The organism is Shewanella kaireitica, from assembly GCF_023284045.1.
Taxonomy (GTDB): domain Bacteria; phylum Pseudomonadota; class Gammaproteobacteria; order Enterobacterales; family Shewanellaceae; genus Shewanella; species Shewanella kaireitica.
The window spans coordinates 1-26,541 of record NZ_JAKIKQ010000004.1; the positions used below are offsets into that span (position 1 = coordinate 1).

The window sequence follows — 26,541 nt, forward strand, 5'->3', positions numbered from 1 at the left end:
TATCCGTTTATTAATGCATTGAATTTTGTGAATAAACCAAGATTTGCTTAAGGATATTTTGCGGTGATTGTTAGCCAAAAAAAATGGCAACCTAAATAGGTTGCCATAAACGTAAGTTTTCAAGAGTTAACACAGTTAGTGCGCTAGCGTAACGGTTAACTCCAATGGCAAACCTCAACAGGAGTGCCTAAGGGAATGATGATGAACAATGAAACTATCAACTCTAAGTGATGAGCAAAGAGTAAAAGCGTTAAGCCAATTAATAAAATTCACTTAACCAGAATCGGTTCATATAGTCAGAGTGCCAAATTTAGCTTTAGTTCCAATTACTCCTCACTTTTTTCATTTTTATTTGATTTTGTTGTCTTCTGGCTCATTTACTAGTGGTTATTCATTTATTAATGCATTGAATTTTGCGATTAAATCAAGATTTGCTTAAGGATATTTTGCGGTGATTGTTAGTCAAAAAAAATGGCAACCTAAATAGGTTGCCATAAACGTAAGTTTTCAAGAGTTAACACAGTTAGTGCGCTAGCGTAACGGTTAACTCCAATGGCAAACCTCAACAGGAGTGCCTAAGGGAATGATGATGAACAATGAAACTATCAACTCTAAGTGATGAGCAAAGAGTAAAAGCGTTAAGCCAATTAATAAAATTCACTTAACCAGAATCGGTTCATATAGTCAGAGTGCCAAATTTAGCTTTAGTTCCAATTACTCCTCACTTTTTTCGTTTTTATTTCATTTGGTTTGATTTTTAGCTCACTTACTGGTGATTATCCGTTTATTAATGCATTGAATTTTGTGAATAAACCAAGATTTGCTTAAGGATATTTTGCGGTGATTGTTAGCCAAAAAAAATGGCAACCTAAATAGGTTGCCATAAACATAAGTTTTCAAGAGTTAACACGGTTAGTGCGCTAGCGTAACGGTTAACTCCAATGGCAAACCTCAACAGGAGTGCCTAAGGGAATGATGATGAACAATGAAACTATCAACTCTAAGTGATGAGCAAAGAGTAAAAGCGTTAAGCCAATTAATAAAATTCACTTAACCAGAATCGGTTCATATAGTCAGAGTGCTGTAATTTGTTTTAGTTCCCTGAAAGAGTGTTTTTTTCTACTTGCTTCAGCTTTATGTCATTTGGAGAGTCTTTGAGGTAAAAAAAGGGCAACCCAATGGGTTGCCTGACTGACCTACTTAGAGATCAAGGGGACCGCGCTAGAAGTCCCAGGGAGAATGATGAACATGAAGTAAATATTCAATGCTCAAAAAGTTAGAGAGTTAAAATCAGTTAAAGTTCAAAAAATAGACAAGTTAATTGTGGTTTTTTTAATTATATTTTTAATTCATTGTTTTTAAACTATAAAAATTACAATAGTTCTAAGATGTTTTTCTCTATCGCCATTGGTTTCGTTGTAGGTGCAAAGCGTTTTTCAACTTTTCCCTGCTTGTTAATTAGAAATTTGGTGAAGTTCCACTTGATCCGTTCTGAGCCTAGTAAGCCTTTTGCTTCTGTTTTTAAATATTGGTAAAGCGGGGCTGTAGTTGCGCCGTTTACCTCTATTTTTTCAAAAAGTGGAAAAGTAACTCCAAAATTGAGTTCGCAAAATGAGCTGATGGCTGCACTGTCACCTTTTTCCTGAGCGCCAAATTGGTTGCAAGGAAAGCCAAGTATGACTAAGCCTTGAGATTGGTATTTTTTATAGAGGGCTTCAAGCTCTTTATATTGCGGAGTAAAGCCACACTCACTCGCTGTATTTACAATAAGGACCACTTTTCCCTGGTAGTCTTTTAAAGCGGTAGGTTGACCTTGGATGTTGGCAACTGAAAAATCGTAAATTGATGATGGCATAGTGCGCTCCTTTTTGAGAAAGCATACTATTAAATGGGTTTGCGGGCAATATTGTTGTGCGCAATCTATGTGGTGAGGGTTACAGTAAACAGATATTTTCTCTGGGAAAATTAAATTAAAAAGGTACTCACAAATGAATGAGTACCTTTTTGCTAAGTAACCTAAGTAACCTAAGTAACCTAAGTAACCTAAGTAACCTAAGTAACCTAAGTAACAGGGCTACAAAGCCTTGCTTTGCTTATGAGTCGCTAGGTACAAATGACTCAGGGAAATGACGGGTGGTTGTTTCATCAATAACGACCGTGACATCTTGCTCTGCAGAGTCGATAAAGAAAGGAAGTGTGTCATCTTCTGGCTCACGAACATTAGACAGTTCAGGGTCGTCATTTTGTGCTAGGCAGGTATAACCTAGGCTATACGTGTCAGCAACCACAAAACCAAATTCATAGCCATAACCTAAGTTATTGCCTTCAGCGTCTTCAATTGGGTTAACTCTAGCAGAAGTAATAGGGGCAACCTGAGTGAGTACATTTGCACCGCTTCTAAAATCTGCCATGTCATCAAGTGCCGTATCGCTTGGATAGAGATAAACAGCTGAAGAAAACGCTGAACCACCAGCATTAGCTTCACAAGTTGCCATGGTTTCAGGACTTATTTGCCCTGCAATTGCGCCAACCTCAGCGTTATTGACCAATTGCACTGACGTTGGCTTTAACGTCCAATATTCCTTATTCCCGTGGGGAGCTTGAAGGCCTTTAGATAGGTTAAACTCAGCGACGAAAGCGTTATTACCAGCGGCTATCGTAAATGCTTTATTGAAAAATAAACGACCAGTATTGTCTTCATCAGCGCCTTCGCCACCACAAGAACCATTGCTGTTTGTCACTAACCCTTCAACCACGCCACCTACATATTCTCCGTTGTCATCTTTAGAGGCGCCAGAAAGTACATAAGAGCTATCCGTATCTGATATTTCGTTGTTTTGCATATAGATACACATTTGGTATTCGCCGACAGCAACAGATTGGCCACTGACAAGTGTTTCAACATTTTGCCCTTGCACACTTAATAGGTCGACGTGTTGTAGTCCGTCCTCTCCAACTGAAACGTCGAATGAGACAGAGCCTTCACTGTTTTTTAATACCACTTGCTTAAAGGCGATATTAACAATATTCGCATCAGCGGGATTATCTGACACTCCAAGGGTGAATGTGCCGAACTCTTGTTCTGGGGTGGAATCTGAATCAGAACCACAGCCAGATAACATGATGCTGGTTGCTATCGCGATACTCAAAGATGTGAGTTTTATATTTTTCATCATTGCTCCAAATCATATCACTCAGGATATTCATTATAGTTGTTATAAGTACTTTTGCTTATGCTAAATAGGGGTAAACCAAAGCCGCAATCCTTATGGATACTTACTTTGTCGACCAATACCCCTGCGGCACTATAAGGGAATTTAAGATGAATGTCCGCTGAACTATTATGGCGCATTCAACAGGCTAAGAAGTTGCCGATTGTTCTTAATCTAAATCAACGCTTTAATTATTTGAGTGGAGATTTCATGTTTGAATCTTGGTTGAGATTAATGTGTCTTTATTGTTGAGTGTGTTGTCCGTTAAGGGGATTTAGGTTGAGCTTTATTAAAATGCGAACTCGGTACGGTGGTTTAGATAAAAATTGAGATCAGTTTTGTGTATGCTCCTGACAAATTAAAATATGTGTCGGATTAACAATGAAAATAAAACTTTTAGTGGGTGCTGCAGTATTGAGTTTGGCGAGTGTTTCAGCTCAAGCAACCGATTTTACCTTGGGGCTTAATGATGACACCTTGCTAACTGATATACAGGTCGATTTGAATAAAGATGTGAATGCATCTGTAGAGTATATCTACTCTGATAATGGCGGTCAGATGTTATCAGGTGCTATGCATATAGCCCATGATGCTGGAGTACACCATATTGAGATTGGGGCGAAGTTTTCTCAGCTTTGGTCTAAGAAAAGTCAAAATGGTAATGTGGTAGGCATAGGCGGCCGCTACGCAATGCACTTAGGTTCAAACGTTTCAGTACATGGATCAGGTTACTACTCGCCTTCAGTGTTATCGTTTGGTGATGTTGACGGTTCTTGGCAGGTCGATGGCAAGGTTCAATACCAGCTAAATCCTTCATTAGCACTTTTTGTCGGTTATAGAAATATTCGTTTTCAGTACGATGATGCAGCTAATACTACATTTGACTCAGGCTTCTATTTAGGTGGCAGAGCGACTTTCTAATATAGTCTAAATTATGCAGCCAATAGCCGATTGATGGCTATTGGTCGTTATATTCATTTTTGAGTTTAACTCTGTTTTACCTTAATTACCCATAGCTTAAATCAGCCTCTTACTTCCTATTCAACATCTTCAATATTTAGTCGTTTGTTTCAACAACAAAATGCTTTTTACATTTTGATAAATGTCTGTTTCATGTAAACTTAAGTCAAATTATTGTCATATACGTGACTTTTGTCACGCTAACTTCAATTTAGTGTGGCTTTTGAAAACGGATTTATCTTCCATGCACATAAAAATAATAACATTCATTTTGCTTATGCTGTCCATTATGGGCGGCAATGAAAGTGCGCATGCTAGTGCCGTTTTCGATCAAAAATACCTCTTTGAAGCGGTCGAAGGGGATAGTAACCCACAAGATTTTATGGCGATAATGCCTTGGATTAAGTCGCACTCGTTGCAGAGTAAGGTCTCATTGGCTGGCGGTGATTACTGGATGGCCAGCGCTTTTGTTATTGTCGGTAACGAAGGGAAGTGGAGCGTCAATGTCAAAAACGCCATTATTGAGTCTGTGGACTATTGGATTATTGGTGAAGATGGCTCAAAGCAATATTTTCACAGCGGGTATTATGCTCCTTATGAATTTCTATTTGATTATGCACGTAATGTCGAATTAAAAAGGGAGACTAACTATTGGCTGGTGACTCGAGTTAGTAGTCGCTACTATTCATCACAACCTAAACTGCAACTTGAGCCCTACCAGCAGCACCGACTCAAGTCTGATTTAAGTGCGATGTTTATCGTACTCTGTTTAGGGGCACTAGCTTCAATCGCTTTTTATAACTTACTTATCTATGCATCAATTAGAGATAGAGCATTTTTATATTACGGTTTTTATGTTTTAACTTATTTCACTGGTTGGGCATTAACCTTTCATATCCCTGCTCATCTTTTTGATTTGCATGCTTTGCAGTTACACCATCTTTTTTTTATTGGTTTGCCGATTTTTAACATTCTTTTTTATAAACACTTTTTGCAATTGCCGGAACATTCGCCAAGGTTGTGGAAGTTGAGCAAATACTTAATGTGGGCCTGTATCATTGCCTTACCGACGAGTATTTATTTCATCTCATACACGGCTATTATTGCTTCAATACTGATTATGTTATGGATAGCTTTGGCGATAACCTGTGGCAACGTTTGTTTGTTAAAAGGCTTTTATCCTGCTCGATATTTCATATTCGCGTTTACCTGTTTATTGTTGCCCGCAGTACTTATTTTGCCTGGAAATATGGGGATCACCCCAGACTTTTTTGACAACGCAGAGTTAGCGACTCTTATCGGTGGCACGGCTGACGCGTTGCTGTTATCACTTGCATTGGCTCACAAAATCCGCATGTTGTCAGATGAAAAAGAGCGTTATATCGAAACGTTAGATGTCGCTTGGAAAAATGCGAGAATCGATGAGCTTACTGGTACTGCAAACCGTTTTGCTTTTGATGAATTTATGCGTCAAGAGCAGCCCATTGGTCCCTCAGCGAATGCTGAGTGTTATTTAGTCCTTATCACCATTGAAGGTTTGTCGTTGGTGAATAAAAGATTAGGGCTGGGCGAGGGCGATAAGTTGATCTGCTTTGTCGCTAAACAGTTGGAAAGTCAGATTAAAAATCGCCACCAAGAGTATATTTATAGGGTAGGCGTGAATGACTTTGTGTTGTTCATTGATAAAGAGGATTTTGCGGAGGTTGAGCAGGCCACAGCCAGAATTGAATCGCACTTTAATGCTGAAGGCTTTAATGATGCGAGCTTACATGTTGGGCGCTGCTTGAATACCGAAGTGGTTAATAATCATGAATGGTTGCGCAATGCTGATCAGAACTTGTATGCCAACAAGAGTATCAAACGGCGTCAGTTATATGCGAAGCGCATAAGTAGCGCCCTTGATATGGATATGTAAGGTCATTTTGAGGCTGAATAAGTTCAACCTCAAAATGTGGTTTTTAACGGCGCCGACTTTCGCTAATGAAGTGCTCTTCAGAAAAAGCCTCTATTGGCGAACGTTTATTACTACTACGTTGCTCTTTTTTACGCTGCTTTAAGCGTTTGCTTTTACTGTCATCACTAAAGCTATCATCGAAGTCATTATGCCACTCCGCTTGCTGGTCAAACTCATATGTGTTTCTCATCGACTTAACCCTACTGTTTACTATTTTACATGCACTAACAGCCTAGATATTAGAAAGTGAATATGACACTGCAATGACAAAACGTAGCGCTTTTGGATGGGGATATAAAAAGCCGTGCATTACACGGCTTTGTTAGTGTTACTTATTGTTCTTTGGCTTAACTTACCCGGCGCATTTTGGCGACAAACATACCGTCTGTATCAGCATCCTGCGGCCAAACGGTCAGCATTGTTGCAGCTTGTCCGGTAAAGGGATGAGTCAGTTGTTGGATAGTAAATTGAGGGTTCAAAGAAAGAAACTGCTTAACGACCTGCTCGTTTTCGACTGGAGAGAGTGAACATGTGGCATACACCAATTGACCATCGAGTTTTACAGCTTTTGCACTACGGTTGAGAATATCTAGCTGCAATGCTTGTTTATCGTTAACCACGGAGACATCATCGAGCCAACGCATATCAGGGTTGCGTCGCCAAGTTCCAGTGCAGCTGCAAGGCGCATCAACGAGCACACCATCAAAGCTTTCAGCTGCAACAGGTAGAGATTCATCTTTCCAAGGTGAGGTTGATATGCCATTAAAGCCTGCACGCTTTGCTCGCTTGCCAAGCTCTTCTAAGGGTTTTCTTCGAATGTCTGAAGCCGTTATAGCGCCTAAGCCTTTGTCATCTTGAGTAAGCATGAGTGAGCGTAACTGGAGCGATTTACCGCCAGCACCACTGCAGGTATCCCACCAGTTATCGTTTGGCTTAGGCGCACAGATCTGTCCAATCACTTGGGAGCCTAAATCTTGGATCTCAAGCTGCCCATTTAGATAAGCTTTTATACCATTAAGATTAATGCTTTTATGCCCGAGATTGACCGTATCATTAAAAAACTCGCTGGTTGAAGCCTCGATACTCTCGCTTTGCAGTTGTGTACACAGTTGCTGAGCAGTGCATTTCTGTGCGCGCCCCCATATTGGAGGGCGTGAGCTCATCGCCTCAATCAGTGCGAGTTCATCGATAGTATTAATATCGATAGTGTCCCAAAACCATATTGGCAGTAGATCCCGCGAGTCAAACTCTATGTCAGTAAATGATTGCTGCACATATTGGCATTTATCCAACACAGTCGGCATAGCTTTTGTACTGCTAACAATACAGTACTGGTTAGATTGGTTAGCGAACTCTCGCCAAGCTTCACTAAATTGGCTCCAGTTGTGCTGTTCAAACTCGGCAACCATGGCGAGCGCGGCAAACCAACTTTCATCTTGCTCGGTGCTGGTATGCACTTTTTTAAGCCAACCCCACCAGCGAAATAGCGCAAATAAGCTTTCTCTAATTACACGTCGATCTTTAGAACCATGTTTTTTGTTAGCTCGAAAGTATTCGCCAACAATCCGGTCAGCAGGCATTTCTTGTTCAAAGACACTATTAAATAGCTGATAAATTGTATTGCTATAGCTCAATGCGCGTTTCTGAGCACTGCTCTGTGCTTGAAATGCATTAACTGAAGATGTGGATGATTCGACCATGTAGATGTGCCTGACGCAGAAGCCTCAAAGGGCTCATAGAAAAAGTGGCGCAATTGTAGCAGAGTATTAAGTTAAACGCCTCAATCTAGCACCGCTAGCAGGTCTAGGGTCGCAATGCGATAAAGAGAGCAAGTGATATCGCTTGATTCTAGCTATTCTTACTGAGCCTAAACCTTAGCTTTTCGAGAAAAGAACTCCAACTCTCAATGCTAGCAACTAAGGCTGAGACATCAGTAGTTAGCTGTTTAATAATCTAAGTCCAGTGCAAAGCAAAGGTAACGCATTAGCTGCTGACAATGCTCAAATTCAGTGGAACAGAAGTCGTCAAAGTCTGCGGCGCAGACTTGCTCCATTGAGATAGCTTTGATAGCAATAAAATCCTTGCGCTTAAGCTCGTCTAGCATTGGGTGGCTTTTGTCGTAGCCCTTTGGCGGCCTTATAAGCTGACTGCCCTCCATATTAAATCCAGCCTGAGTGAGTGCTTTTAAAGCCTTTTTATAGCCATTAGGATTTTCGTCAATACAGCTGCGTATTGCGTTTAATGCCTTTGATTCAGGATGCCAAATCCCGGCACCAAGAAAACAGCCGTCGTTGGCTATATGCAAATAAAGACCTGGGGCATGCACATCTTTGCCTTGAAAATGGCGAAATTGAATGCCTACATTAGTTTTATAAGGTGTTTTATCTTTGCTAAAGCGACTATCTCGTTGGGGACGCATCATACTGCCGCCAACCTTTTTAGGTACTGCAGTCAATCTAGGCGAAAGCGCTAATATCGATGGTTGCATCGCTTCAATAAACTGTAATGCTGGTGTGCGTACTTGCTGCTCATAACGTGGCTGGTTTGCTTTAAACCATTCACGATCATTGTTAACTGACAGTTCATTTAGGAAATCAAAACTCGCAGGTGAAAACATGACTCAGTTCTCAAAGTGATTTAATTGCTGATTAACATAACAAAATAGTGACATGATGGCATGTACTATTGGCTCACTTGATTGAGAAAGGCACTATTGGTAGTGGTTCGTTTAGCGCTATAATACTCAGTATTTGGTGCGGCACGAGAGATCGGGTTGTTCGCTTATTGATTGATACTGCACTTTGTCCGTTGTGGCTAGATATATAAAGGATTGTTATGAAAGTTTGGGTTGATGCTGATGCTTGTCCAGGTGTAACTAAAGAAACGCTATTTCGCGCCGCTGACAGAGCAGAAATCGAAACCATATTGATCGCCAATCATAGTGTTAAGATCCCGCCTTCACGATTTATAAAAATGGTGACTGTTTCATCAGGTTTCGATGTCGCTGATGATGAGATTGTTAAGCGACTCACTGCTGGCGATTTGGTCATTACAGCAGATATACCGTTGGCGGCTGAAGTTATCGAGAAAGGTGGATTAGCGCTAAACCCTCGAGGTGAACTTTACACTGAGCAAAATATTAAATCGATTTTAAATATGCGTGATTTTATGGATACCATGCGCGCGAGTGGTGTGCAAACTGGAGGCCCTGCTGCGATGAGTCAAAGTGAAAGACAAGCCTTTGCTAATCAATTAGATCGCCTTATCACTAAATTTAAGCAGCAAAAAAAATAGCGTTGATTTTTTGTTCCAATCTCATTTCTGCAGCGTGACCGCCTTATTCCATCAAATTTGGCTGTTGATTTCATAATCAACAGCCAGTCGCTTTTGTTACAACATACTCTTGACTCGATAGGGTCAACCTCTTCAACAGTGACTTACTGTTTCTTGGTTGTTTGCTTCTGCGACCAAATTGAGTCGAATAGCGCGTTGTATTGGGACAAACCTCCAAATATGACTATTATTGTAATGGTTAAGTTAATTATTTAACTGCCTTTTTGTTTTTTGTTAGTTAACATAGCAAACATGTCTTAGCGCTGAGAATTGTTTGACTATAGCGATGGGTTATCGATATGCGATGGTTAATATTGGTTCTTGGAGTTTATATCTTGGCGGCGGGGAGTGCATATGCTCGTGACTGGCATGATAGTGATGCTGATGGAGTGCCTGATAAAAAAGATGCCTGTGCACAATCTCAATTAGGTCAAAGAGTAGATGCTAGTGGCTGTGCTTACAAGGCACTAGCTACAACCCTTTGCCTGAGAACCATAACTGGAGTTTTTTACCCGGCCAGTTGTACACAATTGTCATCTAATATTGTTAAATTTGAGTTTGCAAAATCTGAGCTGTTATCGAGTCAAAGAGCCGTGCTTGAACGTATATCCGCTTGGTTAACTCACGTTCCAGCTCGGTTATTACTGGTTGGTTACACTGACTCTATTGGAGGTGAAGCCTTTAACCAAAGGTTGTCATTATTGCGCGCAAAAAGTGTTAAGCAAGCTTTAATCACTGAGTTTGATTTCGAACCCGATCGTTTTGATATAAAAGGTGTTGGAAGCCAAGCTCCGATTGCAAATAACCATACTGGTAGTGGCCGAGCACTAAATAGAAGAGTTGAATTTTTCGTTGTTTTTTAAAATATAAATTAAAAGTTAAGGGAGTATATACATGGATAACTTGCAAGGTCTGATGGATCAAGCACCAGAGCTGATAGTCACTTATGGCATGAAAATATTATTTGCGATAATCATTTTTGTGATTGGTAAGTTCTTAGCCGGTGTTGCAAAAAAACTCACCACAAAATTGCTTAAAAAACGCAAAGTTGATGAAACAGTAACTTCGTTTGTTAGCAATATCGCTTGGTCGTTGGTGTTGGTATTTACCATTGTTGCCACGCTAGGACAGATTGGTGTGCAAACTGCGTCTCTTGTCGCAGTCATTGGTGCCGCGGGCTTAGCGGTCGGTTTAGCGCTACAAGGTTCGCTATCTAACTTTGCAGCAGGCGTGTTGATGGTCTTGTTCCGTCCTTGCAGAGTCGGTGACTATGTAGAGGCAGCAGGAATTGCAGGCACAGTAAGCGAGATAACTATCTTCTCAACTAAACTGCTTACCCCAGATAATAAAGTTATTATTGCACCAAACTCGGCAATGATGGACGGCACTATTGTTAATTATTCGGCAATGGAAACTCGCCGTTTAGATTTAGTGATTGGTGTGTCGTATGACGCTAATCTTGCCGAAACCAAGAAGGTGCTGACTTCAATATTAGATAACAGTCAGTATGTGCTTAAAGATCCGGCTTATACCGTAGCGGTTGCTGAGCTTGCTGATTCATCGGTAAACTTTGTCGTTCGCCCATGGGTTAAAGGCAGTGACTACTGGCCTGCTCATTTCGAAATCCTTGAGCAAATTAAAGTGGCACTTGATGAAGCGGGAATTGGCATTCCATACCCACAGATGGACCTGTATGTGAAAGAGACGCCTGCCAGTTAATCATAGTTTGTGTTAAGAAAGGCCAGCAATTGCTGGCCTTTTTTGTGGGGGAGCACTAGTGAGAGCTGTCAGACTGATATTGATAGTCAAATTTGGGCATTGACCAGTGGTAACGAATCGCTAGCATTCTAAAGCTAAAGCCAAACAGCAGCGCAATCGTCAAGCTTAACCATTCAGTGATCCCATTGAGCTTCATTCCCACATAGAGTGCCGCTGTCAGTAATGCGACCAGCGCATATAGCTCTTTCTTAAAAATAAGCGGTACCTGATTACATAAAATATCTCGAATTACGCCGCCAAATACACCAGTGACAACGCCCATCACGATCGCGATTTCTGCGCTGTAACCTAGCATTAAGGTCTTTTGTGCGCCTACGATTGAAAATACTGCCAGCCCAATGGCATCGATCGCCAGAAATAATCGTGATAGATAACGCATTAAAGGTGCGATCATCACAGTGAGTAGCGACGCAGCTGCAATCGCGAGTAGATAGTGGGCATTTTCAATCCATATAATCGGATAGTTACCTAGGAGCATATCGCGCAGCGTACCACCACCAATTGCGGTGACGCAGCCAATAATGACCACCCCAAAAAGATCCATCTGTTTTTTACCAGCGGCTAGGGCACCAGTCATTGCTTCCGCTAAGATACCGATGAGCCACAAAGCACTAATTACTTTTACTTCTAACATAAGAGACACTAGCTAACTAAAAGGAAGCGGATTTTGCCCCTGTTTGGTCAATAAAGATAGTGATTAAATTTATTTTTATCATTATAAAAACTAATGGGTGTTGTTTTGGTGTTTGTTATTGTAGCTAGATTTTACGGGGGATGTGATGGGTTCTTTCCTTGGTTTTACTTGTTGAATGATATTAATGATGCTCGGTTATATCCATTTGCAAGGTGTATTTTGCTGAGGGGCGGTTAAGGACTGTTTATTTGTTGAACTATCTATTGATTTGGTGCTGGTGCTAGCGCCAAAGGCACAGTAGTATTGGCCAGTGAGTACGAAAACAATATCGATAATGAGGTAAGTAATGATAGATTTTCGCAGTGATACCGTCACTAAACCTACCGCGGCAATGCGCGCGGCTATTGGCGTTGCTGAGGTCGGAGACGATGTATATGGAGATGATCCAAGCGTAAATTACCTTGAAGATATGGCAGCAGAAATGTTCGGTTTTGATGGTGCGTTATTTACTTCATCAGGCACTCAAGCCAACTTATTAGCTTTAATGGGTCATTGTGAGCGCGGCGACGAATACCTGTGTGGTCAGCAAGCGCACAACTATAAATTTGAAGGTGGTGGCGCCGCTGTATTAGGCAGTATTCAACCGCAACCATTAACTAACCAAGCTGATGGCAGTATTTTGCTCTCCGATATTGAAGCGGCAATTAAGCCTGATGACATCCATTTTGCCCGTACTCGATTGTTGAGCTTAGAAAACACTATTGGCGGTAAAGTTGTGCCTCAAAACTATTTAGCCCAAGCACAGAGTTTGGCGTTTGAGAAGGGGCTAAAAATCCATCTTGATGGCGCTCGAGTGGCTAATGCTGCGGTTGCACAGAATTTACCCATTACTGATATTACCCAATATTTCGACTCTGTTTCTATCTGTTTATCAAAGGGTCTATGTGCGCCAGTAGGCTCAATATTGTTAGCCGATGAGCGCTTGATCAAAAAAGCCCGTCGCTGGCGAAAAGTATTAGGTGGAGGTATGCGCCAAGCAGGAATTTTGGCCGCGGCTGCGCAGCTAGCATTGACCGAGCAAGTTGAGCGATTAGCTGAAGATCATGATAATGCCAGCTATTTAGCGTCGCAATTGTCAGCCATTAGCTGTTTCGATGTTGATCTATCTTTAGTGCAGACGAATATGGTATTTGCCACTGTTGTTGGCGAGATAGATATTAATGCTGTCGCTAAAGAGCTTAAGCTGAAAGGGATACTCATTAGTGCTGGGCAAACGTTACGTTTAGTCACCCATGCAGATATCTCTCGTACTGATATCGATAGCTTTATTCGTGAACTTAAAGTGATTTTACTGCGCTAGCTAATGCCCGTTGCTCGACAAATAAAAGCCCCTATTAGCTAGGGGCTTTTTGTTTGTCGATTATCTCGCAGTTTCCCGAAAGACTAATGCTTATGGCCACTTTCTCCGCCTGAAAGCTTATTGCCTTCGCTGTCGTAAAACCCGCTACTACCATGTTGGATAAAGCCTTGGTGGATCATTTTAGCAATAAAGGGATCAGACTCATTGTCGCCGACATCGGCAAAATCAATATCCTGGTAGCCTGAGATCAGCGCGCTAAACTCATTATTTGAAAAAGATGTTAACTCAAGCAGTTGATACTGCATGCTGCCGTTAGCATTACTAACGACAAAAGAGTGCGGTAACTCTAGTTTATCAATCCAGCTGACAACAAGCTTTTGACCTGATTGCTCTCCACTGTATCGCTGGGTGATACAGCTATCTAGCTGATTTGTCTTGCTGGTAGGTCGTTGCTGCAAGCCTTCAATACTTGCCGGAGAGATAAGGTGGTTCAACTGCTCGAAATTGAAGTGCATATTAAGCGAGAGGAGATCGCCTTTGCGGTAACTCACAGAGCGACGCTCATTAGGAAAATAGCGAACATATTCTCCGCGGCTATCCCACAACTCAAAGCTTTGTGGATTGTGCTGATAGATAAGCTGTTGCTTATTACGTATCAAGGTTACTTCACGACTGTCGCCATGGCTGTTACTAACAGCATAGCGCGCACTGAGATGTGATGCATCGATTATGGTTCCTATGGATTGGCATTGCACCGCATAAGCTACTGAGCTGAAAAGTTGACTGATTAAGCCACCAGCTAATAGTAGTGCTGCGCGCGTCGGTAATGCTATAGAGCCTAAAGGGTACTGCATGCTCACTCCTTAAAAGGGCGGAATCTTGGTTTGAGTTTTTGTGTTTTATTTGTGCTTATAGTCTCTAATACTCGAACCTAGCACCTCTAGTACCCGAGCTTAGATGATTCTAGCTATGTGAATAAGCCACTGACGACTGAATGAGTCAGTGGCTGTCAACCTATGCTCTGCTAAATAGGGCTTTGTTATGGCTGCATCGCTTCAGCCTTTTCGACTAAGCTTGCTGCGTGGTTCATTACATGGAAGATGTGGTTTTGCTCAACCGTACCTTGCACAAGGTGTGAACCAGGACCGCTAGCGAATATGCCAACATCTTCACCTGCATGAGTTTCGCTGCCTAGTGGCACAAGTGCCTCTTGATGGAAGCCTGCATGTTGGGTGTCTACGTAATTCAAATCGAAACGACCAGGTGCCGCGGCGTAGCCGTATCGCTCATCGCCACCTGTTGCTAAGCTGGCATAGCCTAAGCCGTTAGCGTAGCCAACAGTTGTGTATGGCAAGCCGTTAGAGTCGGTAGCATTGGTGATGGCTGGTTGACCATCTGAACCGTTGCCTTTTACCAGTCCTAGAATTGGGTTGCCGCGGGTAGGGTAACCGGCAATGGTAAATACGTGACTGTGGTCTGCGGTGACCAAGAGTAACGTATCTTTTTCTGAGGTTTTCTCCATCGCAATACGTACCGCCTCAGACAGTGCGATAGTGTCATGTAAAGCGCGGGCTGCATTGCCAGCATGGTGGGCGTGGTCGATACGACCCGCTTCAATGATAAGCACAAACCCTTTATCATTTTTTTGCAGAATATCAATTGATTTCGCGGTCATTTCAGCAAGAGATGGTTCACCTGTCACACCTGTTGTAGTGCGATCAAAGTCATATTCCATGTGAGAGGAATTGAATAACCCTAAGGCGTGATCTGTGCTGCTTGGATCAATTGTTAGAAAGCTGTCTCTGTCGGTCACATAAGCCGCGTTGTTGTACTTTGCTAACCATTCATCAGTTAGGTTTCGGTTATCGAGGCGTTTACCTGATTTTCCTTCGGGATCTGTCATTGTGTTCGGAATAAACGCGCGTCGACCTCCACCCATGACCACATTGAGCCCGTTACCAAAGTCAAAGTCGAGTAGTTGTGATGCGATATCCTTACAGCCATTTGTTACCGCTTCTGCGGGTAAATCAGCATCGCTCTCCCAGTTGCGCTCAGGAGCGTGGGCATAAGTTGCTGCTGGGGTTGCATGAGTGATGCGCGCTGTAGAGACCACACCTGTTGACAGTCCTGCCATTGCTGCAAGTTCAAGCGAGGTGACAAGATTTTGCCCTGTGGTTGAAGCGCAGTTGCCACGGCTGACGCCTTCCGCTTGCGAAAGCACACCAACATCAGTTTTTACACCAGTAACCATAGCGGTCATGGTGCCGGCAGAATCCGGAGTTTGACCATCAACATTATAGGTCTTGGCTAGGCCTAAGTAAGGCAAGGTTTCAAACGATAGTGAGTTTTCTTCACCGGTTTGTCCTTTCAATTGGCCTTCTAAAATGCGTGCTGCTGTGACGGTTGATACGCCCATACCATCGCCTACAAATAGAATAATATTCTTGGCTGCTCCAGCTTGGTTTTCAACGGTTAAACCATCGGCTTTTGCGACTCTTGCTTGGCCGTCGATAAACCACTGGTTAGCTGCAGTCCAGTCTTGGCCGTTACTACCATTTCCACCGTTGCTGCCATCATTTCCGTTGCTACCATCGGCGCCGTTATCACCATCGCTGCCGCAAGCGGCTAAACCAAGCATTGCTGCAATCGAAAGTACGAGTAATTTCTTGTTCATTTTTAACTCCAATTGTTGGGTACTATCGCTGACATACTTAATGCGTCAGCAGAAATTGATTAATGACCTTTTAGGTATTAATACTTAGTACCACCTAGCGTTTGTGCTTGGTTGATGATGTGGAAGATAACGTTCTGTTCAATAACACCTTGGATAAGATCTGAGCCAGGGCCTGTTGCATGAAGCGTGATATCTTCACCTGCATGGGTTTCACTGCTCATAGGCACCAGTGATTGCTGCATGAAATCTTTATCTTGGGTATCGATAGAGCTTAAATCATCACGCGTGCCAACTACGGCGCCAGGGCCATTGGTGTAACCTACTGTGGTGTATGGCTTTCCATCTTGAGCGATAGCCAAGTCGCCACCCACATTGTGCACTAAACCAAGTATTGGGTTGCCGCGCTTAGGGTAGCCTGCGATTGTAAATACATGGCTATGATCGGCGGTAACCATTATGAGTGTTTCATCAGGGTCGGTTGCTTCAACCGCGGCTCTTACTGCATTTGATAGCTCAACCGTGTCCATCATGGCGCGGTATGCATTGCCTGAATGGTGAGCATGATCGATGCGACCTGACTCAACGATAAGCAGATAGCCATCTTCGTTCTTATTGAGTAGCTCAATCGATTTACTGGTCATCTCGGTGAGAGAGGGTTCACCTGCAGTATCATCAGCTCTATCAGCCTCATACTCCATATGAGAGGAGTTAAACAAACCCAATAGATGATCGGTAGTGCTCACATCAATGGCATCAAAACCGGCTTTATCCCAAACGTAGGCCGAGTTGCTTAAGTTGTCAGTCCAAGCAGCCGTTAAATCGACACCATCAGTGCGGCGACCACTTTTGTTTTCACCATCGGTGACATCGTTTGGAATGAAGTTACGGCGACCACCGCCCAGTGCCACACTTAAAGCATCCGCTTCATCGCGCATGACTAGTTGATAGGCGATGTCTTTACACTCATTTGCGATTGCTTCTGCTGGAAGATTAGAGTCTGCTTCCCAGTTGCGCTCAGGAGATGTTGCGTAAGCAGCGGCTGGCGTTGCATGGGTGATGCGGGCGGTGCTGACAATCCCTGTAGATAAACCTTTGGCATTAGCCAGATCAACTAAAGTAATAAGCTCGTTACCTTTTGAAGATAGGCAGTTCGCACGCAGGGTGTTGTCTGATACTGATAACACGCCCGCTTTAGATTTAACACCAGTGACAATGGCTGTCATGGTGCCAGCTGAATCTGGAGTTTGTTGGTTAGTGTTGTAGGTTTTAACCAATGCTGTTTTTGGAAACTGCTCAAAACTTAAAAAGTTTTCTTCGCCACCTTGGTTGCCTGTTTGCTGTTGCCCTTCAAAAATCCGCGCAGCAGTTAAGGTTGAAACACCCATGCCGTCACCGACAAATAAAATCACATTTTTAGCTTTTTTAGCTGTTGTTTGTTGGGTTTTATCGCTAACTAACTTCGCGCTGTCTTTAAACCATTGGCTATCAGTTTGATTGCTCGGCAGTACAGCAGCATTGGCTGCGATTGTTACCAGACTGCAAGAGGCTATTGCCGCTATCTTTTTGATATTAATCACTATCATCACCGTCAATTTGTATTATTTAAAGGAGGTTTGTTTGTGGCGCAGTGATTGTCGGGCACAAGCATGACGATATGGCGATGATTTTGTGTCAGTTTTATTGCTGATTAATTAGGTAGACGGCTAATACCTTTCACCTACTTTGGTGCACTATTGTATCAGCTGTGTGCAAAACGAACTTCTGGGGACGTTGCTTCTTTGCTTAGCCTTTGAAATTAAAGGTTTTAATTTTTGGCTTGTTAATTGCTACTACTTTGTAGGTACTTTACGTTACAGTTACTGAGGTAAAAAAATATGAAGTTTTACAGTCGACGTTTTATAAAGCCAGAACATCTTAATCCTGCTAATTCACTATTTGGTGGTCAGCTTTTGAGTTGGATTGATGAAGAGGCCGCTATTTTTGCAGGTTGCCAAATGCAGAGCCAAAGTCATGTGACTAAGTTGATTTCTGAGGTGAACTTTATGACGCCAGCAAGGCAGGGGGATGTGATCGAATTTGGCTTATCTTTATTAAGCTATGGTTCAAGCTCAATCACAGTATCTTGTAGAGTGCGAAATAAGCTCACCCATGCCCCCATTGTCAGTATCGACAAAATGGTGTTTGTTCATGTTAATGAGCAAGGGTTGCCCGTACCACATGGTATGCGAGCTAATGCGGCTTAATTTGAGGGTGATTTATAGCGTATCGTCTTCGCTAAGGTCATTTTTTACTGAATTAACTGCATCGCGGGATGCGTGACCTATTGCACGGGTGGCATCACGACTTGCGTGACCAATGTCGGTGGTGACCTCTTTGGTGGTTGCGCCGATTTGACGGCCAGCGTCTTTGAGTTCTGCACAGGCGCTTAGTGTGCTAATTGCAATAATCGTCATTGCAAGCGTTGATAGTTTCATAGCTTAATACCAATCACAGTAAGTAAGTGTTCAGAGATAGCGCAGGAAAAACGCTTCAGAACAAGGCGGTAATTTTCGATAAGTAGTTATACCAATTGCATTAAGTATTTGACCAGTTCAGAGCCCCTCAGCCTTTTCAATTCAAAGCGCATTGGTAAATAAATGGTTATTCCCTTTTAAGCCAATGCAAAGCAGAAGTGGGAAGACTGAGGGGCTCACGTAGTGCGGCTGAGGTTAAACAAATTGGCAAAACGCTGTATGCTTCGCTATGGAATTTGGATATACGACTAAATGGATTTAGGAGATAGAGCGAAGCAGGATGCCAGAGCCGAGAATAACTATTAGCTCAAATTCCGCTACTTGCATACAGCGTTTTGAATTCCCGCTGAATGGTCAAACTTTTAATGCAATTGGTATTATTCTACAATCAAAATTTCTAACGACGTTATCGAGTGTTTTAACAAGCTAGGGTAAGCAGTTATTTACTACGATTGGTATAATACCATCTTAAAAAATAATTGCTGGCACTATGCCAGCAATTATCAATGGGATCTAGTGTGTCACAGCGGGTTAGTGCAGTTTTAGGTGCGGATGGATGATGCGACTAATGCCTTTAGCAAACATCAAGAGGGTGCCTTTCACTGGCCCATGCAGCTCTATTAAGTGCCTTCTATAGAGTGAGGTGTAAACGAAGCGAGCAATTTTGCCCTCTACCATTACACCACCGCCAATAAATGACATTAAATTGCCAACCGTGTGGAATTTAGACAGATTAACCAGTGCGCCTAAGTCTTTATAGACGTAGTTATTTGATGCAGCTTTGCCATTTAGTAACAGCATGATGTTGTCTGCGGTCATCAATGCCATTTGTCTAGCGGATTGACCTCTTGGCGGCACCCAGCTGCCATCTTCCTGCGGACAGGCAGCACAATCGCCAATAGCAAAAATAGCCGGGTCGCGAGTGGTTTGCATATTCTGCTGCACCATTACTTGATTGATATGGTTACTCTCTAGTCCACCAATCTCTTTTAAAAAGTCAGGCGCTTTTACCCCAGTAGACCAAATCACCATGTCTGATGGAATGAATTCATCTTCAGAAGTATGTAAACCCTCACTGGTCACTCGATTAATCCGAGTTTCAGTCATCACCTTAACCCCGATTGCGGTTAACTCTTTGGCGACAGATTCTGATATCTCAGCTTTTTCTACTTTTGGCAGAATACGTTTGTCTGCTTCAATTAAGGTGATCTCAAGTAGAGTGCTATCAATCTTGTAACCAAAGCCTCGCAGTTGGTCAACGGCGTGGTGCATCTCTGCTGACATTTCAACGCCCGTTGCGCCAGCGCCAACAACCGCAATCTTAATTTTTTCATCCAGTTGGTGATGGCTTGCATAGCGCATGAACTTGTTTAGCAAAATGGTGCGGATCTCCATTGCTTGTTCTGTGCTGTCTAAAAAAACGCAGTTGTCACGTACACCATCAATATTAAAGTCATTGGCAATACTACCAATGGCAATAACAAGGTAATCGTAATCAATACGACGTGCAGGCAATAACTCTTCACCATTGTCATCAGTTATCGGGGCCAGAATAACCTGTTTAGTCTCTCTATCGATATCTGTCATCGCGCCTTGTTGGAAATGGTAACCATGGGCTGCTGCATGACCGCGATAGCTTATCGCGTCAATGCCGATATCAAGTGCGCCAGTTGCTACTTCATGCAATAAAGGTTTCCAAACATGGCTCTCAGCACAATCTATCAGTGTAACTCTTGCCTTGCCTTTGCGACCGAGTTTATGACCCAGTTTGGTGGCTATCTCCATTCCACCAGCGCCACCACCGACGATGACAATATTTGCCATTTCATGCATAAGTGTACAATCCTTAATTAAATATAGTGATAATCGAAAAATAGAGTTTTAAATTGGTGGTGGTTGTAACTTATTGTTTTAGTTATTTTACTTTTATCTTAAATTATCCTTAAAATAAAAAAGTAACAACACATTGTATAAGGTTATTGTAGCAGTGAGTAATGAAAGCAGCAATTTGCTCTTTCTCTAGCTGAATTGCGGCTAAAAGTGATATTAAAGTTTTTATTGTATTGATTAATAATGATTTTATTAATTGTTCATAGAGTTTTGTAGACGTAATTTGCTGATTTTCGAGGGAGAGAACTGTGAGCTAGGGGCTAAATGAATGTCTAGAAGTGTGAACTCGATAGTAGTTTGCATCAGAGGTGGTTAGCGGCATGCCCCAAAAGTAGAGCATGCCTGCTAATGACTAAAGTTTGCTTAAGCGTGACTTATAATCATCAATGACATGTTCCATGATCTCTTGTACTGAAGTGTCTTTGGTTTTGTTGTCCATAAAGACTTTGAAGGTTACCAGTACATGAATGTCATCTCTTAGGCGGTCATTCTTCATCGAAAAGTAAGCTTGCTCTTGCTCCGCTTCTCTGACAACACAACCCTCGTGTTCAAACAGCCGAGTGCCTGAATGGCCATGCCATTTAGTGATTCTGTCTAGAGCGATTTCACATGAACGGTTAATTTCAATATGGTTTAGCCAGCTGGTTGGGTGAGATGGATCCTTTATATGAGGGCATCGGACTGTATAGTTATAAACGTGAGAAATTGCTGTCATAAATTACCTACCTGTTCGCTGTAACGGATGCCGTATCGGGCACTGTTTTTTTATAATGGTCAACATAATGATGTTGGCCTGTGCGTACTGTATGTGTCTAACGTTAACAATTAAGTTTTAACTTTGGTTATCTACACTAATAACAGCTGCTTTGTCATGCTGTTAGATAAATAACGAAAAGAGCTAATTCATTTGTAACACTATTGGCTAATGATTGAAACTAACAAGCTTGCTAACTTGAAAGCCTAGCTAAAACTTAGTTGCTCTGAGTATTTTTTACCATGACATAGACGCCAATAAACTTGCCCTAGCTCTCACTTTTGCCCCAGCAACTTCGACATAGGGCTACTTTGACTAATAAAGCATCAGTTAATTTAACTCAACGATTCTGTAACAGGCTCAGACCCTAGCAGAAGTCCATAACAGAGCCTTGTAGCTGTTACCTGTAAGTATAATGAAACAAACATGTAAAAAGGTTTATATAATGATGAGTATGTGCTTATAATTTCAAGATAAAAATAATTTCTTATTAATCCCCTCAGGAGGCTTTAATGGCCTGTTCAACAGTTTCTAAATTAAAACTGCTCGCCATGGTGTGTATTAGTGTGATTACTGCCGGTTGCGGCGAAGCTCCAGCACCGCAAGCTCCCATGTTACCGAGTGTGATTGTGAGTACTGCTCATCAGCAAGAGATCCAATCAAAAAGTGAGATAGTTGGTCGAACACGGGCGTCGGAAGATGTGATGATTAAATCGCAAATTCAGGGGCAGTTACTTAAACGTACTTTCGTTGAAGGCGATGATGTGAAGCAAGGGGATTTGTTGTTTGAAATCGACCCCGCTACTTACGTGGCAGAACTTGCTCAGCAAAAAGCGGTATTAAAGCAAGCAATAGCTTCTCGCGATGTCGCCGTGATGAACTGGGAGCGTGGCCGCCGTCTTTTACCTGATGGCATGATTAGTGCTCAAGACATGGATGAGTTAACCTCACGCAAACTAACTACCGCAGCAGGGGTTGTGCAAGCTGAAGCCGCGGTGAGTGCTGCAGAGTTACAACTTAGCTATACCAAGATTTATGCGCCAATCTCAGGACGAATTAGTAACTCGAAAGTGAGTACTGGTGACATCATCAGTCCACAATCAGATATGGCCAATTTAGTGCAGTTACAGCCAATGTGGGTTAACTTCCAAGTGGCTGAAAGATCGTTAATTACTGCACAGCAAAACTTCTCTAAAGCACTATCGCGAGATATTAAAATCCAAGATATCGTGATTAATTTACGTCTGCCAAATGCCACAATGCATAAGGAGACAGGTTATATCGACTTTATTAGTAACAAAGTTGACCCTTCAACCGGTACTTTGCCGCTTCGAGCAACCTTCGAAAATGCTGATAACTTTATGCTACCGGGCATGTTTGTGACACTAATCATTGAGTCGCCAGTCAAAGAACAAGCGTTATTGATCCCACAAGCATCGGTACAAGAGGACCAGCAAGGTCGCTTTGTAATGGTGCTTAATGATAAAAATCAAGTTGAAAAACGTATTGTTGAACTGGGTGAGCGTTTCGGCATTGAATGGCGAGTACTAAGTGGTCTTGAAGGCGGCGATCGCATAGTGGTCGACGGCCTGCAAAAGATCAGACCGGGTATTGAAGTGAACGCTGTGGAGCAAGAAATTGTTCCTTTTCAAGAAGCTAACCAAACTAAGTAGGGGATTGCTATGATTAGTCAATTCTTCATCAATAGGCCTAAATTTGCCTTTGTGATCTCTACCGTACTGACCTTGGTTGGGCTTATCTCTATCCCTATCTTGTCTGTGGCAGAGTTTCCAGAAATAGCACCACCACAAGTCAGTGTATCGACCAGCTACTCTGGTGCGAGTGCTGATATTGTAAAAGACACCATTGCCCAACCTTTAGAAGCGGAAGTGAACGGCGTTGAAGGCATGCTATATATGGAGTCAAAGAGCGCCAATGATGGCAGTTATTCGCTCAACGTGACTTTTGAGGTGGGCACTGATCCTGACATGGCGCAGGTCAAAGTGCAGAACCGGGTGCAACAAGCAATGCCGCGACTACCTGAAGAGGTAAAAAGGCAGGGCGTAAAAGTTGAAAAGCAAAGCCCGAACATATTGATGGTGGTCAACCTGGTTTCTCCTAACGAAACCTTTGACTCACTATTTATTACCAACTATGCCGGACTCAACGTTAAAGATGCGTTAGCACGTCAAAACGGTGTGTCAAAAGTACAGATTATTGGTGCGTTAGATTACGCAATGCGGATCTGGCTTGATCCCGATAAAATGGCCAGCTTTTCGATTACGGCAACTGATGTTATCGGCGCGCTGCAAGAGCAAAATATTCAAGTGGCAGCAGGGCGAATTGGTGCTGCACCGGTTGATCCTGATCAGCAATTTCAATATACCCTGCAAACAAAAGGCCGTTTGAAGAACCCGAAAGAGTTTGCAAACGTTGTTGTACGAGCTAATGACGATGGCTCGAAAATCATTGTTGGCGACGTAGCACGGGTTGAGCTTGGCTCACAAACCTATGACGCTCAAGGTAAGCTCAATAACAAACCTTCTGCGATTATCTCTATCTATCAGTCACCTGATGCCAATGCCCTAGACGTGGCAAAAGGTATTCGTGCGCAGATGGAAGCTTTGTCGGCAAACTTCCCCAAAGATTTAGAGTATGAAGTGCTCTACGACACCACTGAATTTGTTGAAACCTCAATTAAAGAAGTGGTGCAAACGCTGTTTATCTCCGTCGCGTTGGTGATTTTTGTAGTGTTTATCTTCCTGCAAGATGTACGCTCTACATTAATCCCAGGTATCGCGATTCCAGTATCTTTGATTGGTACCTTTGCCTTCTTGCTGCTGTCAGGGATGAGCATCAATACCGTCTCGCTATTCGCACTTATCTTAGCCATTGGTATCGTGGTTGATGATGCCATTGTGGTGGTCGAGAACGTTACACGTCTAATGCAAGATGAGGGTTTATCACCTAAAGAAGCGACCTCTAAAGCGATGCAAGAGGTTACCGGGCCGATTATTGCAACCACACTGGTATTACTTGCTGTATTTGCACCTACAGCTGTGATGCCGGGGATCACCGGGCAGATGTATGCGCAGTTCTCTGTGACCATCTGTATCTCAGTGCTAATCTCATCGGTTAATGCATTAACCTTAAGCCCGGCATTATGCGCCTCAGTATTGCGACCACCTAAAGAGCATACTCAAGGTTTTCATGCCAAATTCAACAAGCACTTCAACGTGTTTACTGGCAAATACACCAAATTAGTCCATGTGCTGACTCGCAAGTTAACGCTAGTGTTGGTGGTGTTTGTTTGCCTACTGGGAGCAACCGGCGGACTTGCTAAAATTTTGCCATCGGGTTTTGTGCCTATGGAAGATAAAAAAGCCTTTATGGTTGATATTCAACTGCCTGATGGCGCGTCATTAAACCGGACGGAAGATGTGATGCGTGATCTAGTTGAGCTAACCTTGGCTGAACCTGGCGTTGAAAATGTCATCCATGCCAGTGGCTTTAGTATCCTAACTGGCTCAGTTGCATCAAACGGAGGTTTGATGATTGTGACGCTGTCGACTTGGTCTGAGCGTGAGTCGCCAGATATGGCAGAACATGCGATTGTGGCAAAGTTGCAGGCCAAATACGCTGCCAATCCGTCAGTGAAAGCGATGGCATTCTCGTTGCCGCCTATTCCTGGTGTCGGTAGTGTGGGTGGCTTTGAATTTGTGTTGCAAGACACCCAGGGGCGTAGCCCGCAGGAGTTAGCATCAGTGATGCGTGCGCTTATTATGAAAGCCAATGAGCAGCCAGAAATTGCCATGTCCTTTAGTAATTTCCGCGCCGATGTACCGCAGATGTTTGTTGATGTTGACCGTGACAAAGCTAAAGCATTGGGGATACCGCTAAACGAGATCTTCACGACCATGCAGACCATGCTAGGTTCGATGTATGTCAATGACTTCAACCGCTTTGGTAAGGTCTTCAGAGTTATCTTGCAAGCAGAAGCTGATTTCCGTAACTCCGATATGGATATTGCCCGTTTCTACGTAAGATCCTCGACCGGTGAGATGGTACCACTGAGTACCTTGGTGACAGTGACACCGATCCTCGGCCCTGATGTGATGAACTCATACAACATGTTTAGTTCAACCACGATTAACGGTTTCCCTGCTCCAGGCTTTAGCTCTGGTGATGCTATTCGTGCGATGGAACGAGCGGCGGCAGAGACTTTACCGACAGGTTACAGCTATGAGTGGACAGGGCAAACTTACCAAGAGATTAAAGCGGGTAACTTAGCGCCATTAATCTTCGCTTTAGCATTGGTATTTACCTACCTATTCTTGGTGGCTCAATACGAGAGCTGGACCATTCCGTTTGCGGTGATGTTAGCAGTGCCGATTGCGATACTGGGAGCGTTCCTCAATATCTGGCTGGTGGGGGCAGAGCTTAATCTGTATGCACAGATTGGTTTGGTGCTATTGATAGGACTCGCCTGTAAGAATGCTATCTTGATTGTAGAGTTTGCTAAGCAGCTCAGAGAAGAGGGCAAGAGCATTCTTGATGCAGGAGAAACGGCAGCAAGATTACGTTTCCGTGCGGTATTGATGACGGCTTTCTCATTCTTACTCGGGGTATTACCTTTGGTCATAGCCACTGGTGCTGGTGCGGGTAGTCGCCGTGCATTGGGGTACTCGGTATTTGGCGGCATGTTAGCAGCAACAATAGTAGGAACACTGTTAGTACCGGTATTCTACGTGATGATGCAAACACTGCGCGAAAAGTTTAAAGGCGAGGCTAAAGTAGAGAGCTAAGCGCTAGCGTCGCAAGTTAAATAAGATTAAGGCCTGCATTGAGCGGGCCTTTTTATGCCGGCTTTTTAAGTAATACCAATTCCATTAAAGATATACTCTGTTCAGAGCTTTCTCAGGGCTTACAATTCAAGGCGCATTGTGGAAGAAATGGTTATTCCCTTTTGAGACAATGCAACGTTGCCGTGAAAGTCCTGAGACGCTCACAACGTGCGGCTGATATTTAAGGCATGGGGCAAATCACTTAATACAGCGCATGTGGTATTCGATATACCACTAAATGGTCTATTTTGTTCCATACAAAATAAGGCATTCCGGCCCTCCTTGGCAGTCAGATTTAGGAGGTGCGAGACCAAGGATAGTCGAAGGTAGAATAATGCTGGAGCAATTATCGACAGCGGAGCAGGATGCCAGAGCCGAGAATAACGATTGGCTATAAGCCACTGACTTGTCTAAAGTGATTTTAACTCCCGCAGAATGAGCAACTCATTAATCGAGTTGGTATAAAGACGTCACCTAATTCTCAAATAACTCATAACACGATCAAGTCCTATTCAACTGCAAAACAACTTAAGCTAGCGCTAATCAAATAAGTAACAACAACCCTTAAATATACACGTTGGCAGCATTTGCGAAACAGGCCGTTAAACACCGTTTAACTTGTGATGGTTAATAC

21 protein-coding genes are annotated in these 26,541 nt (G+C 42.9%); 9 read left to right on the plus strand and 12 right to left on the minus strand.

All coding sequences use genetic code 11. The annotated features are described in order from the left end of the window. Positions 1-1,372: 1,372 nt before the first annotated feature. Positions 1,373-1,855, minus strand: coding sequence for a glutathione peroxidase (locus L2730_RS07200; protein WP_248973980.1), 483 nt, complete (start codon positions 1,853-1,855; stop codon positions 1,373-1,375). A 238-nt stretch (positions 1,856-2,093) separates the two neighbouring features. Further along, positions 2,094-3,173, minus strand: a complete 1,080-nt coding sequence (locus tag L2730_RS07205; RefSeq protein WP_248974201.1) for a DUF4382 domain-containing protein — start codon at positions 3,171-3,173, stop codon at positions 2,094-2,096. Positions 3,174-3,593: 420 nt separating this feature from the next. Here L2730_RS07205 and L2730_RS07210 point away from each other — a divergent pair, with 420 nt between their 5' ends. Further along, positions 3,594-4,133 (plus strand): YfaZ family outer membrane protein, encoded by a 540-nt coding sequence (locus L2730_RS07210; protein ID WP_248973981.1) that lies wholly within the window; start codon positions 3,594-3,596, stop codon positions 4,131-4,133. A 283-nt stretch (positions 4,134-4,416) separates the two neighbouring features. Next, positions 4,417-6,087 carry a 7TM diverse intracellular signaling domain-containing protein gene (locus L2730_RS07215; protein ID WP_248973982.1) on the plus strand — a complete coding sequence of 557 codons (1,671 nt, stop codon included), beginning with the start codon at positions 4,417-4,419 and terminating at the stop codon, positions 6,085-6,087. Between the two features lie 43 nt (positions 6,088-6,130). Here L2730_RS07215 and L2730_RS07220 read toward each other — a convergent pair whose 3' ends face one another. The 3 genes from L2730_RS07220 to L2730_RS07230 form a co-directional block, all read right to left on the minus strand. Beyond that, on the minus strand, positions 6,131-6,316 hold the full coding sequence (locus L2730_RS07220) for a hypothetical protein (protein WP_248973983.1): 186 nt from the start codon (positions 6,314-6,316) through the stop codon (positions 6,131-6,133). Between the two features lie 157 nt (positions 6,317-6,473). After that, on the minus strand, positions 6,474-7,826 hold the full coding sequence (locus L2730_RS07225) for an RsmB/NOP family class I SAM-dependent RNA methyltransferase (RefSeq protein WP_248973984.1): 1,353 nt from the start codon (positions 7,824-7,826) through the stop codon (positions 6,474-6,476). Positions 7,827-8,071: 245 nt separating this feature from the next. Continuing rightward, the gene (locus L2730_RS07230; protein ID WP_248973985.1) at positions 8,072-8,743 is read right to left on the minus strand and encodes a DUF2461 domain-containing protein; all 672 of its coding nucleotides are present in this window, start codon (positions 8,741-8,743) and stop codon (positions 8,072-8,074) included. Positions 8,744-8,961: 218 nt separating this feature from the next. Between L2730_RS07230 and L2730_RS07235 the strand changes: the two genes are divergently transcribed. The 3 genes from L2730_RS07235 to L2730_RS07245 all read left to right on the plus strand — a co-directional run bounded on the left by L2730_RS07235 (position 8,962) and on the right by L2730_RS07245 (position 11,178). Continuing rightward, positions 8,962-9,420, plus strand: a complete 459-nt coding sequence (locus L2730_RS07235; protein WP_248973986.1) for a YaiI/YqxD family protein — start codon at positions 8,962-8,964, stop codon at positions 9,418-9,420. Positions 9,421-9,758: 338 nt separating this feature from the next. Continuing rightward, positions 9,759-10,322: an OmpA family protein gene (locus tag L2730_RS07240; protein ID WP_248973987.1), complete on the plus strand. Its 564-nt coding sequence runs from the start codon at positions 9,759-9,761 to the stop codon at positions 10,320-10,322. Positions 10,323-10,353: 31 nt separating this feature from the next. Next, positions 10,354-11,178 carry a mechanosensitive ion channel family protein gene (locus L2730_RS07245; RefSeq protein WP_248973988.1) on the plus strand — a complete coding sequence of 275 codons (825 nt, stop codon included), beginning with the start codon at positions 10,354-10,356 and terminating at the stop codon, positions 11,176-11,178. Between the two features lie 55 nt (positions 11,179-11,233). Here the strand turns inward: L2730_RS07245 and L2730_RS07250 are convergent, their stop codons facing one another. Further along, positions 11,234-11,872, minus strand: coding sequence for a trimeric intracellular cation channel family protein (locus L2730_RS07250; protein WP_248973989.1), 639 nt, complete (start codon positions 11,870-11,872; stop codon positions 11,234-11,236). 346 nt (positions 11,873-12,218) lie between these two features. Here L2730_RS07250 and ltaE point away from each other — a divergent pair, with 346 nt between their 5' ends. Then, complete coding sequence (ltaE, locus tag L2730_RS07255; RefSeq protein ID WP_248973990.1) at positions 12,219-13,232, plus strand: low-specificity L-threonine aldolase; 1,014 nt, start codon at positions 12,219-12,221, stop codon at positions 13,230-13,232. An 83-nt stretch (positions 13,233-13,315) separates the two neighbouring features. Here ltaE and L2730_RS07260 read toward each other — a convergent pair whose 3' ends face one another. The 3 genes from L2730_RS07260 to L2730_RS07270 all read right to left on the minus strand — a co-directional run bounded on the left by L2730_RS07260 (position 13,316) and on the right by L2730_RS07270 (position 17,489). Further along, entirely contained in the window at positions 13,316-14,086 is a 771-nt protein-coding gene (locus L2730_RS07260) for a hypothetical protein (RefSeq protein WP_248973991.1), read from the minus strand. A gap of 185 nt (positions 14,087-14,271) precedes the next feature. Next, a complete protein-coding gene (locus L2730_RS07265) occupies positions 14,272-15,906 on the minus strand; it encodes an alkaline phosphatase family protein (protein WP_248973992.1) in 1,635 nt (544 codons plus the stop codon). 77 nt (positions 15,907-15,983) lie between these two features. After that, on the minus strand, positions 15,984-17,489 hold the full coding sequence (locus tag L2730_RS07270; protein WP_248973993.1) for an alkaline phosphatase: 1,506 nt from the start codon (positions 17,487-17,489) through the stop codon (positions 15,984-15,986). Between the two features lie 291 nt (positions 17,490-17,780). Between L2730_RS07270 and L2730_RS07275 the strand changes: the two genes are divergently transcribed. Further along, the gene (locus L2730_RS07275; RefSeq protein ID WP_220735885.1) at positions 17,781-18,149 is read left to right on the plus strand and encodes an acyl-CoA thioesterase; all 369 of its coding nucleotides are present in this window, start codon (positions 17,781-17,783) and stop codon (positions 18,147-18,149) included. 12 nt (positions 18,150-18,161) lie between these two features. Here the strand turns inward: L2730_RS07275 and L2730_RS07280 are convergent, their stop codons facing one another. The 3 genes from L2730_RS07280 to L2730_RS07290 all read right to left on the minus strand — a co-directional run bounded on the left by L2730_RS07280 (position 18,162) and on the right by L2730_RS07290 (position 21,024). Next, complete coding sequence (locus tag L2730_RS07280; protein WP_248973994.1) at positions 18,162-18,380, minus strand: hypothetical protein; 219 nt, start codon at positions 18,378-18,380, stop codon at positions 18,162-18,164. A gap of 570 nt (positions 18,381-18,950) precedes the next feature. Next, a complete protein-coding gene (locus L2730_RS07285; protein WP_248973995.1) occupies positions 18,951-20,252 on the minus strand; it encodes an NAD(P)/FAD-dependent oxidoreductase in 1,302 nt (433 codons plus the stop codon). A gap of 409 nt (positions 20,253-20,661) precedes the next feature. Beyond that, positions 20,662-21,024: a hypothetical protein gene (locus tag L2730_RS07290; protein WP_020911466.1), complete on the minus strand. Its 363-nt coding sequence runs from the start codon at positions 21,022-21,024 to the stop codon at positions 20,662-20,664. A gap of 551 nt (positions 21,025-21,575) precedes the next feature. Between L2730_RS07290 and L2730_RS07295 the strand changes: the two genes are divergently transcribed. Next, complete coding sequence (locus L2730_RS07295; RefSeq protein ID WP_248973996.1) at positions 21,576-22,736, plus strand: efflux RND transporter periplasmic adaptor subunit; 1,161 nt, start codon at positions 21,576-21,578, stop codon at positions 22,734-22,736. A gap of 9 nt (positions 22,737-22,745) precedes the next feature. Next, positions 22,746-25,868 (plus strand): efflux RND transporter permease subunit, encoded by a 3,123-nt coding sequence (locus tag L2730_RS07300; RefSeq protein WP_248973997.1) that lies wholly within the window; start codon positions 22,746-22,748, stop codon positions 25,866-25,868. Positions 25,869-26,541 lie beyond the last annotated feature (673 nt).

Bases quoted from the DNA above. Each gene is read 5' to 3' on its own strand.
- L2730_RS07200 (WP_248973980.1), bottom strand. From the start codon at position 1,855: ATGCCATCATCAATTTACGATTTTTCAGTTGCCAACATCCAAGGTCAA.
- L2730_RS07205 (WP_248974201.1), bottom strand. From the start codon at position 3,173: ATGAAAAATATAAAACTCACATCTTTGAGTATCGCGATAGCAACCAGC.
- L2730_RS07210 (WP_248973981.1), top strand. From the start codon at position 3,594: ATGAAAATAAAACTTTTAGTGGGTGCTGCAGTATTGAGTTTGGCGAGT.
- L2730_RS07215 (WP_248973982.1), top strand. From the start codon at position 4,417: ATGCACATAAAAATAATAACATTCATTTTGCTTATGCTGTCCATTATG.
- L2730_RS07220 (WP_248973983.1), bottom strand. From the start codon at position 6,316: ATGAGAAACACATATGAGTTTGACCAGCAAGCGGAGTGGCATAATGAC.
- L2730_RS07225 (WP_248973984.1), bottom strand. From the start codon at position 7,826: ATGGTCGAATCATCCACATCTTCAGTTAATGCATTTCAAGCACAGAGC.
- L2730_RS07230 (WP_248973985.1), bottom strand. From the start codon at position 8,743: ATGTTTTCACCTGCGAGTTTTGATTTCCTAAATGAACTGTCAGTTAAC.
- L2730_RS07235 (WP_248973986.1), top strand. From the start codon at position 8,962: ATGAAAGTTTGGGTTGATGCTGATGCTTGTCCAGGTGTAACTAAAGAA.
- L2730_RS07240 (WP_248973987.1), top strand. From the start codon at position 9,759: ATGCGATGGTTAATATTGGTTCTTGGAGTTTATATCTTGGCGGCGGGG.
- L2730_RS07245 (WP_248973988.1), top strand. From the start codon at position 10,354: ATGGATAACTTGCAAGGTCTGATGGATCAAGCACCAGAGCTGATAGTC.
- L2730_RS07250 (WP_248973989.1), bottom strand. From the start codon at position 11,872: ATGTTAGAAGTAAAAGTAATTAGTGCTTTGTGGCTCATCGGTATCTTA.
- ltaE (WP_248973990.1), top strand. From the start codon at position 12,219: ATGATAGATTTTCGCAGTGATACCGTCACTAAACCTACCGCGGCAATG.
- L2730_RS07260 (WP_248973991.1), bottom strand. From the start codon at position 14,086: ATGCAGTACCCTTTAGGCTCTATAGCATTACCGACGCGCGCAGCACTA.
- L2730_RS07265 (WP_248973992.1), bottom strand. From the start codon at position 15,906: ATGAACAAGAAATTACTCGTACTTTCGATTGCAGCAATGCTTGGTTTA.
- L2730_RS07270 (WP_248973993.1), bottom strand. From the start codon at position 17,489: ATGATAGTGATTAATATCAAAAAGATAGCGGCAATAGCCTCTTGCAGT.
- L2730_RS07275 (WP_220735885.1), top strand. From the start codon at position 17,781: ATGAAGTTTTACAGTCGACGTTTTATAAAGCCAGAACATCTTAATCCT.
- L2730_RS07280 (WP_248973994.1), bottom strand. From the start codon at position 18,380: ATGAAACTATCAACGCTTGCAATGACGATTATTGCAATTAGCACACTA.
- L2730_RS07285 (WP_248973995.1), bottom strand. From the start codon at position 20,252: ATGCATGAAATGGCAAATATTGTCATCGTCGGTGGTGGCGCTGGTGGA.
- L2730_RS07290 (WP_020911466.1), bottom strand. From the start codon at position 21,024: ATGACAGCAATTTCTCACGTTTATAACTATACAGTCCGATGCCCTCAT.
- L2730_RS07295 (WP_248973996.1), top strand. From the start codon at position 21,576: ATGGCCTGTTCAACAGTTTCTAAATTAAAACTGCTCGCCATGGTGTGT.
- L2730_RS07300 (WP_248973997.1), top strand. From the start codon at position 22,746: ATGATTAGTCAATTCTTCATCAATAGGCCTAAATTTGCCTTTGTGATC.